Genomic DNA, 8,565 nt, shown 5'->3' with positions numbered 1-8,565 from the left:
CCGCGCCCGCGCAGGCTCCTGCGCACCAGGGTCCGGTGGAAGTGATGCAGACGCGCGCGCGCCACATCCTGATCAAGACCTCCACCGTCATGAGCGATGAACTGGCGCGTCAGCGCCTGGAGCAGGTCCGTCAGCGCCTGGTGAGCGGCGGCGCCAAGTTCGAGGACATGGCGCGGCAGTACTCGCAGGACGCGACCGCCCCGCAAGGCGGCGAGCTGGGTTGGCTGAACCCGGGCGAAACCGTGCCGCCCTTCGAGGCGGCCATGAACGCCTTGAAACCGGGCGAGATCAGCCAGCCGGTGCAATCGCCTTTTGGCTGGCACCTGATCGAAGTGGAAGAGCGCCGCCAGCACGACGCCACCGACGACATGGCCCGCATGAAGGCTCGCCAGATCCTGTTCGAACGCCGCGCCCAGCCCGCTTTCGAGGATTGGCTCGAGCAACTGCGCGCCCAGGCGTACATCGACAACCGCCTGGAAAAGCAGCAGAAGATCCAGCAGAACAACCGCTAAACGCATTACGGGCTTTACATGTCTCAACACCAGGCGCGCAAGCGTTTTGGCCAGAACTTCCTGACCGACGAGAGCGTGGTCGAGTCCATCGTCCGGGCGGTTTCGCCCGCCCGCGACGACACCGTGGTCGAGATCGGCCCGGGCTTGTCCGCGCTTACCCGGCCGCTGCTCGAACGTCTGGATCATCTGACGGCGGTCGAGATCGACCGCGACCTGGCGGCGCGTTTGCGCAAGCAGTTCGACGCCACCCGCCTGACCGTGGTCGAGGCCGATGCCTTGACGGTGGATTTTTCCCAGTTCGGGCCTGCGCTGCGCGTGGTGGGCAATCTGCCCTACAACATCTCCAGCCCGTTGCTGTTCCATCTGATGAACTGGGCCGAGCACGTCCGCGATCAGCATTTCATGCTGCAGCGGGAAGTGATCGACCGCATGGTTGCGCAACCCGGTTCGGGCGACTTCAGCCGCCTGTCGGTAATGCTGCAATCGCGCTACCGCATGCACAAGCTGTTCGACGTGCCGCCGGAAGCCTTCGATCCGCCGCCCAAGGTGGTGTCGGCGATCGTGCGCATGGTGCCCTTGCCGGCGGACCGCCTGCGTCCGGTCAGCGAGCGGGCCTTCGAAACGGTGGTGGCGCGCGCGTTCTCACAGCGCCGCAAGATGTTGCGCCGGGTGTTGGCCGACTGGGCTGCACAAGTGCCCTGGGAAGCCTTGGACATCGCGCCCACGGCGCGCGCCGAGGATATCTCGGTGGACCGGTATATCCGTCTGGCGGATGCGCTGGTGGCGGCCGGGGTGCTGCAGGCTGGGTGAAGCTGTAAGCCGGAAAACGGAAAAGCCCGCGTAAGCGGGCTTTTTCGATTCAGTTCCTACAGCATGCGTTTTTGCGCGCTCATCCAGAGTTGCATGACGTCGCGGGCGCGGTCGGCCAGCAGCTTTTCTGCGTCGGTTAGCGCCTGTTGCAACGTAATGGGACCGGGAGCCAGGCTGAAGGCGGCGCTGATGCCGCAGGCATGCAGCGCTTCGTAGCCTTCGCCGAGCGATCCAGCCAGCGCCACGACGGGCACACCCGCGCGCTGGGCGATTTTCGCCACGCCGGCAGGAGTCTTGCCGCGCAGGGTCTGTGCATCCATGCGGCCTTCGCCGGTGAACACCAGGGTCGCGCCCTCGACCGCCTGCGCCAGGCCGCCCAGTTCCGCGACGATCTCCACTCCGGGGCGGAAACTGGCGTTGAGGAAGGCCTTGGCCGCGAAGCCCAGGCCGCCCGCGGCGCCCGCGCCGGGGTGGTCGCGGTGGTCGGCTCCCAGGTGCTGCGCGCACACATCGGCGAAATTCGCCAGCATCTGGTCCAGGGCCTGCACCTGCTCAGACGTTGCGCCTTTTTGCGGGCCGAACACGTGCGAAGCGCCTTGCGGGCCGCATAAAGGGTTGTCCACGTCCGAGGCGATGTCGATGCGGATCTCAGCCAGGCGCGGATCCAGGCCGCGGGTATCGATGCTGGCCAGCTTGCCGAGCGCGCCGCCGCCAGGCGGCAGGCTGCGGCCTTCCGCATCCAGCAGGCGCACGCCCAGAGCCGTCAACATGCCGGCGCCCGCGTCGTTGGTGGCCGATCCGCCCAGGCCCAGGATGATGCGCTTGGCGCCCGCGTTCAGGGCCGCCAGCATCAATTCGCCCACGCCGTGGCTGCTGGCGCGCATCGGATCACGCTTGGAAGGGGCGATCAGTTCGAGGCCCGCTGCCGCAGCCATTTCGATCACGGCCGTGCCGTCGTCCAGCAGACCCCATACGGCGTCGACCTTGTAGCCCAACGCGTCGTTCACCGTCAGCTGCCGTTCCTTGCCGCCTGTGGCTGCGAGCACGGCTTCGACCGTGCCTTCGCCGCCGTCGGCCATCGGAATACAGACCGTATGGGCGCCGGGGACTGCGGCCCTCACGCCGCGCGCAATGGCTGCCGCCGCATCAGGCGCGGACACGCTTTCTTTGAAAGAGTCGGGGGCGATGACGATTTTCACGGGTTCAGTCGAGCTCGTTTTTCGGTTGAGGTGATGCCCATGATACCTGCGTGAGCGTGGCCGGCGTACCATAGCGTTTTTGTCGTTATAGCGAGAGTGGATCGTCATGCCCGTATTGCGCCGCACCAAAATTGTCGCCACCCTGGGACCCTCGACTTCGACGCCTGAACGCATTGAAGCGCTGATCCGCGCGGGCCTGGACGTGGCCCGCCTGAACTTCTCGCATGGCAGCCCGGACGATCACCGCGAGCGCGCCCGCATGGTGCGCGAGATCGCCGCCAAGCAGGGCCGCTTCGTCGCCATCATGGGCGATCTTCAAGGGCCCAAGATCCGCATCGCACGCTTCACGGACAAGCTGGTCCAGCTGCAGGTCGGACAGCCGTTCACGCTGTCGCGCGTGCATCCCAAGGAGGCCGGCACGGCCAGCATCGTGGGCATCGACTACCCCGAACTGGTGCAGGACTGCCGCGTCGGCGACGAGCTGCTGCTGGATGACGGCCGCGTGGTGCTGGTGGTGGATAGCGTCGAAGGCGACGAGGTCCACACTACCGTGACCGTCGGCGGCCCGTTGTCGAACAACAAGGGCATCAACCGCCGCGGCGGCGGCCTGTCCGCTCCCAGCCTGACCGACAAGGACCGTGTCGACATCAAGCTGGCCGCGGAAATGAATCTGGAATACGTGGCCGTGTCGTTCCCGCGCTATGGCAGCGACATCGACGAGGCGCGCACGCTGCTGGCGGCCGCCGGCAGCCAGGCCTGGATCATCGCCAAGATCGAACGCGCGGAAGCCGTGGCCGACGACGAAGCGTTGGACTCCCTGATCCGCGCCAGCGACGGCGTGATGGTGGCGCGCGGCGACCTGGGCGTGGAAGTGGGCGATGCCGAACTGGTGGGCATCCAGAAACGCATCATCCAGCACGCGCGCACCTTGAACAAGGTCGTCATCACCGCGACGCAGATGATGGAGTCGATGATCTCCAGCCCCATGCCCACGCGCGCCGAAGTGTCCGACGTGGCCAACGCGGTGCTGGACTACACCGACGCGGTCATGCTGTCGGCAGAGAGCGCATCGGGCCAGTATCCGGTGGAAACCGTGCAGGCCATGGCTCGTGTCTGCCTGGGCGCGGAAAAGCACCCCACCTCGACCAAGTCGCATCATCGCCTGGGCGAGACCTTCACGCGTTGCGACGAGACCATCGCGCTGGCGGCCATGTACGCGGCCAATCATTTTCCCGGCGTCAAGGCCATCATTGCGCTGACGGAAAGCGGCCATACGCCGCTGATCATGTCGCGCATCCGTTCGGGCGTGCCGATCTATTGCTACAGCCCGCATAGCGCCACGCAGAACCGGGTGGCGATGTTCCGCGGGGTCTACACCGTGCCGTTCTCGCCCTCGGATTACGATCCCGCCGACTTGAGCAATGCCGCCATCGACGAACTGCGCAAGCGCAATCTGGTGCAGACCGGGGATTGGGTGGTTCTGACCAAGGGTGACTTCTACCGCGACAGCGGCGGCACCAATGGGATGAAGATCCTGCTGGTGGATTGACGCAGCGGCGACTGGGGCGCTGTCAGATGGGCGCCCCTTCGCTCGCCGCAGGCTCTCAGCCGAAGAACCAGTAGCAAACGCCGATGGCCGCCAGCACGCCGGCCAGGTCGGCGATCAAGGCGCAGCCCACCGCATGGCGCGCCCGCAGGATGCCCACCGATCCGAAATACACCGCCAGCACGTAGAAGGTGGTTTCGGTGCTGCCCTGGACCACCGCGGCCAGCAACGCCGGAAAGCTGTCCACGCCGAAATGCGCCATGGTTTCCAGCATCATGGCGCGTGCGGCGCTGCCCGAGAACGGCTTGACCAGGGCGGTGGGCAGGGCGTCCACGAAACGCGTGTCCCAGCCGGCCTGCACCGCCAGCCAGCGTATGCCATCGAGCAGGAAATCCAGCGCGCCCGAGGCGCGCAGCACGCCCACTGCGCACAGCATCGCCACCAGATAAGGCAGCAGGCTCTTGGCGATGTCGAAGCCTTCCTTGGCCCCCTCGATGAAGGCCTCGTAGACCGGCACCTTCTTCCAGGCGCCCGCGATCAGGAAGGCCAGCAGGATGCCGAACAGGCTTAGGTTGCCCAGCAGCGAGGACAGTGAGGCGATAGCGGCCGCCGACATGCTGGCCAGCAGCGCCATGAAGCCGCCCATGAGCAGCGCCGCGCCGCCCAGCCACAGCATGACGACGGGATCCATCAGGCGCAGCCGCTGGCAGGCCGCTACGGCCAGGAAACCGGCCAGGGTCGAGGCGCTGGTGGCCAGCAGGATGGGCAGGAACACCAGCGTCGGATCCGGCGCGCCCTGCTGCGCGCGGAACATGAACAGCGTCACTGGCAGCAAGGTCAGCGACGAGGCGTTCAGCACCAGGAACAGGATCTGCGCATTGCTGGCGGTTTCCGGAGTGGGATTCAGCGACTGCAGTTCGCGCATGGCGCGCAGCCCGATGGGCGTGGCGGCATTGTCCAACCCCAGGCCGTTGGCTGCGAAGTTCAGCGTGATCAGGCCGATGGCCGGATGGTTGCGCGGCACCTCGGGCATCAGGCGCGCGAACAGGGGCCCCAGCACGTGCGCCAGCTTTTCCACCAGCCCGGCGCCCTCGGCGATGCGCAGAAAGCCCAGCCACAACGTCAGCGTGCCGAATAGCAGCACCATCACTTCCACCGACACGCGCGCCATGTCGAACAGGCTGGCCACCATCAGGCGGAAGACTTCGGGGTCGCCGATGACGAGCCAGCGGTACAGCGCCGCCGCGGCCGCGGTAAGGAAAAAGCCCAGCCAGAGTTTGTTCAGCATGCGGAGACTGCCCGGATAGCGATGGATTGCGCGCTGCGCGCCGTCGCCCATTGTCGCAGAGTCGGTAGGCCGCAGCTTGGCCCGGCGCGGCCAATTCTGGTACTTTGACTTGATACGCCCTGAGGCCTGGGGCCATAACAGTGAGGAAAACTCATGGACTTCAATGCCTGGCGCCGCCGCCGCATCTCGGAACCCGCTTATCGCTGGGCGCGCAACGCGCTGCCGGCCATGTCGGCGACGGAGCGCGAGGCCATCGAGGCTGGAGACACCTGGTGGGACGCGGACCTGTTCACCGGCAACCCCAATTGGCGCAAGCTGCTGGACGTGCCCGCCGCCACGCTGACTGCTGACGAGCAGCGCTTCATCGACGGCCCGCTGGCCCGGCTTTGCGCCATGCTGGATGAATGGGACATCACCTGGAACCGTCGCGATCTGCCGCCGGAGGTATGGGATTTCCTGAAGGCCGAACGCTTCTTCGGCATGATCATTCCGCGGCGCTACGGCGGCCTGGGTTTTTCGCCCTATGCGCACTCCGAAGTCGTGCGCCGCATATCGGCCTATTCCATCACTGCGGGCGTCACGGTCATGGTGCCCAATTCGTTGGGCCCCGGTGAATTGCTGATGCAGTTCGGCACGCCGGCGCAGCGCGACTACTGGCTGCCGCGTCTGGCCGATGGCCGCGAGGTGCCATGCTTTGGCCTGACCAGTCCCGAAGCCGGATCGGACGCCGCGTCCATGGTGGATACCGGCGTGGTCTGCCGCCAGGTGGTGGATGGGCGCGAACTGATCGGCATCCGGCTGAACTGGCACAAACGCTACATCACGCTGGGGCCGGTGGCGACGGTGCTGGGCCTGGCTTTCAAGATGTCGGACCCCGACGGCATCCTGGGCGGCCCCAAGGACATCGGCATATCGGTCGCGCTGGTGCCGACCGAAGCGCCGGGCGTTGAAATCGGACGCCGCCACCTGCCCGCCATGCAGGTCTTCCAGAACGGCCCCAACCGCGGGCGCGACGTGTTCGTGCCGCTGGACGCGTTGATCGGCGGCGCCGAGCGCGCGGGCCACGGCTGGCAGATGCTGATGAGTGCGCTGGCGGCGGGCCGCGGTATTTCGCTGCCGTCGCTGTCGGCAGCCGCCGCCGCGATGTGCGCGCACACCACGGGCATGTATGCCCGCGTGCGCGAGCAGTTCGGCATTCCCGTGGGCAAGTTCGAGGGCGTGCAGGAAGGGCTGGCGCGGCTGGCGGGCAATGCCTACCTGGTCGAGGCCGCCAGGCGCCTGACCTGCGCCGCGCTGAACCAGGGCGTCAAGCCGGCAGTGGTCTCGGGCATCATGAAGTACCACGCCACCGAGCGCATGCGCGGCTCGGTCAACGACGCGATGGACATCCATGCCGGCCGCGCCGTGATCGACGGTCCCAGCAATTATCTGGGCGCGCTGTACCGCGCCGTGCCCATCGCCATCACGGTCGAAGGCGCAAATATCCTGACGCGCAACCTGATCATCTTCGGCCAGGGCGCGATCCGCGCGCATCCTTACCTGATGCCGGAGATCCTGGCGCTGGGCAACCCCGACGAAGAGCGTGGCATGGAGGTATTCCATGACGTGTTCTGGCGCCACCTGCGCCACACCGGGCTCAACGCGCTGCGCGCCATCGGCCGCGCCTGGACCGGCGGGATGCTGGCGCCCGCGCCGTCGTCCGGTCCCGTGGCCGGGCATTACCGGCGGCTGGGCCGCTATGCCTCGGGCTTCGCGCTGCTGGCCGATGCCACGCTGGCGCAGCTGGGTGGCGGCCTGAAGCGCCGCGAGATGATTTCCGCGCGCCTGGGCGACATCCTGTCCGAACTCTATCTGCTGTCGGCGGTACTCAAGCGCTGGGAAGACGAGGGCCGCAAGCACGACGACCTGCCGCTGGTTCAGTGGTGCATGGAGCAGGGCTACGCCAGCATCGAGAAAAGCATGGACCAGGTCCTGCGCAACTTGCCAGGGCGCGTGCTGTCCGGGGGGCTGCGCGCGGCCATCCTGCCGCTGCGCCTGGCCAAGGGGCCGGGCGATGCCCTGACGCGCGAATGCGCGGAATTGCTGCTCAAGCCCTCGCCCACGCATGCGCGGCTGGCGGCCGACCTGCACCGCGATGCCGGCGCGGGCGACAACGATCCGGTGGTTCTCCTGACCCGCGCGTTCGCGCTTGCGGATGCGGTGCAGCCGCTGCGCGACCGCCTGCGCCAGTCCGGCGTGCGCGATTGGCGCGAAGCCCACCAGCGTGGCGCCATCACTGACGCGCAGGCGACCGAGCTGGAACAGGCCGAAGCCTTGGTGTCGCGGGTGCTGCAGGTGGACGATTTCGCGCCGGAGGAACTGTCGCCGCAGGCCGCCAGGACGGCCGCGGCGGGCTCAGGGGACGATGCCTAGGGCAGAGACGCACGCTCCCGCAGGGCGGGAGCGCGATCCTAGTCGTCCTGGTTCGGATCCATGTCCGGGAACAGGATCTCGGTGAATCCGAACTTGCTGAAATCCTGGATCCGCGACGGGTAAAGCCGGCCGATCAGGTGGTCGCATTCGTGCTGCACCACGCGGGCATGGAAACCCTCGGCTTCGCGCTCGATGAGCTGGCCGTAAGGGTCGCGCCCGCTGTAGCGGATGCTGCGGTAGCGCGGCACCAGGCCGCGCAGGCCCGGCACCGACAGGCAGCCTTCCCAGCCGTCTTCCATCTCGTCCGACAGCGGCGTGATGACGGGATTGCACAGTACGGTCTGCGGCACGGCGGGCGCGTCGGGATAGCGCTCGTTGCGGTCGAAGCCGAAAATCACCAGTTGCAGGTCCATGCCGATCTGCGGCGCGGCCAGGCCCACTCCTTGCGCGGCTGCCATGGTTTCGAACATGTCGTCGATCAGCGCGTGCAGCTCGGGCGTGTCGTAGCGCTCCACGGGCGCGGCCACGTGCAGCAGCCGCGGATCGCCCATTTTCAGGATGGTGTGGATCATGGGGTGTCTTCCTGGCGTCAGCCGCGCGGGGCTCAGTCCTGGCGGCCTTTCTTCTGGATGAATTCGATCTTGTAGCCGTCGGGGTCCTCGACAAAGGCGATGACCGTCTTGCCGTGCTTCATCGGGCCGGCTTCGCGGGTGACCTTGCCGCCGCGTTCCTTGACCTTGTCACAGGCTTCGTAGGCGTTGTCCACTTCCAGCGCGATGTGGCCGTAGCCGTTGCCCA

The 8,565-nt window shown here is 67.1% G+C and carries 8 protein-coding genes; 4 read left to right on the top strand and 4 right to left on the bottom strand.

Going from position 1 to position 8,565, the window contains the following annotated elements; translation table 11 throughout:
• Together VIR09_RS00615 and rsmA are read left to right on the top strand one after the other, a co-directional pair.
• On the top strand, positions 1-512 hold a 512-nt coding region (locus VIR09_RS00615), incomplete at its 5' end, for a peptidylprolyl isomerase (protein WP_332010712.1).
• Between the two features lie 18 nt (positions 513-530).
• The gene (rsmA, locus tag VIR09_RS00610) at positions 531-1,322 is read left to right on the top strand and encodes a 16S rRNA (adenine(1518)-N(6)/adenine(1519)-N(6))-dimethyltransferase RsmA (RefSeq protein WP_332010710.1); all 792 of its coding nucleotides are present in this window, start codon (positions 531-533) and stop codon (positions 1,320-1,322) included.
• A gap of 56 nt (positions 1,323-1,378) precedes the next feature.
• On the opposite strand, the gene VIR09_RS00605 is transcribed toward rsmA, so the two are convergent.
• Positions 1,379-2,521, bottom strand: a complete 1,143-nt coding sequence (locus VIR09_RS00605; protein WP_332010708.1) for a glycerate kinase — start codon at positions 2,519-2,521, stop codon at positions 1,379-1,381.
• 106 nt (positions 2,522-2,627) lie between these two features.
• Here VIR09_RS00605 and pyk point away from each other — a divergent pair, with 106 nt between their 5' ends.
• Complete coding sequence (pyk, locus tag VIR09_RS00600) at positions 2,628-4,070, top strand: pyruvate kinase (RefSeq protein WP_332010705.1); 1,443 nt, start codon at positions 2,628-2,630, stop codon at positions 4,068-4,070.
• Positions 4,071-4,125: 55 nt separating this feature from the next.
• On the opposite strand, the gene VIR09_RS00595 is transcribed toward pyk, so the two are convergent.
• The gene (locus VIR09_RS00595; protein WP_332010702.1) at positions 4,126-5,355 is read right to left on the bottom strand and encodes a nucleoside recognition domain-containing protein; all 1,230 of its coding nucleotides are present in this window, start codon (positions 5,353-5,355) and stop codon (positions 4,126-4,128) included.
• Positions 5,356-5,508: 153 nt separating this feature from the next.
• Between VIR09_RS00595 and VIR09_RS00590 the strand changes: the two genes are divergently transcribed.
• Entirely contained in the window at positions 5,509-7,767 is a 2,259-nt protein-coding gene (locus tag VIR09_RS00590; RefSeq protein ID WP_332010699.1) for an acyl-CoA dehydrogenase, read from the top strand.
• A 38-nt stretch (positions 7,768-7,805) separates the two neighbouring features.
• On the opposite strand, the gene def is transcribed toward VIR09_RS00590, so the two are convergent.
• Both def and VIR09_RS00580 read right to left on the bottom strand, forming a co-directional pair.
• Positions 7,806-8,339: a peptide deformylase gene (def, locus tag VIR09_RS00585; RefSeq protein ID WP_332010697.1), complete on the bottom strand. Its 534-nt coding sequence runs from the start codon at positions 8,337-8,339 to the stop codon at positions 7,806-7,808.
• 32 nt (positions 8,340-8,371) lie between these two features.
• A partial coding sequence (locus VIR09_RS00580; protein WP_332010694.1) for a VOC family protein occupies positions 8,372-8,565 on the bottom strand: 194 nt, incomplete at its 5' end.

The organism is Achromobacter sp. (assembly GCF_036567245.1).
Classification (GTDB): domain Bacteria; phylum Pseudomonadota; class Gammaproteobacteria; order Burkholderiales; family Burkholderiaceae_B; genus Achromobacter.
This window is presented reverse-complemented; position numbering and strand designations above follow the sequence as displayed.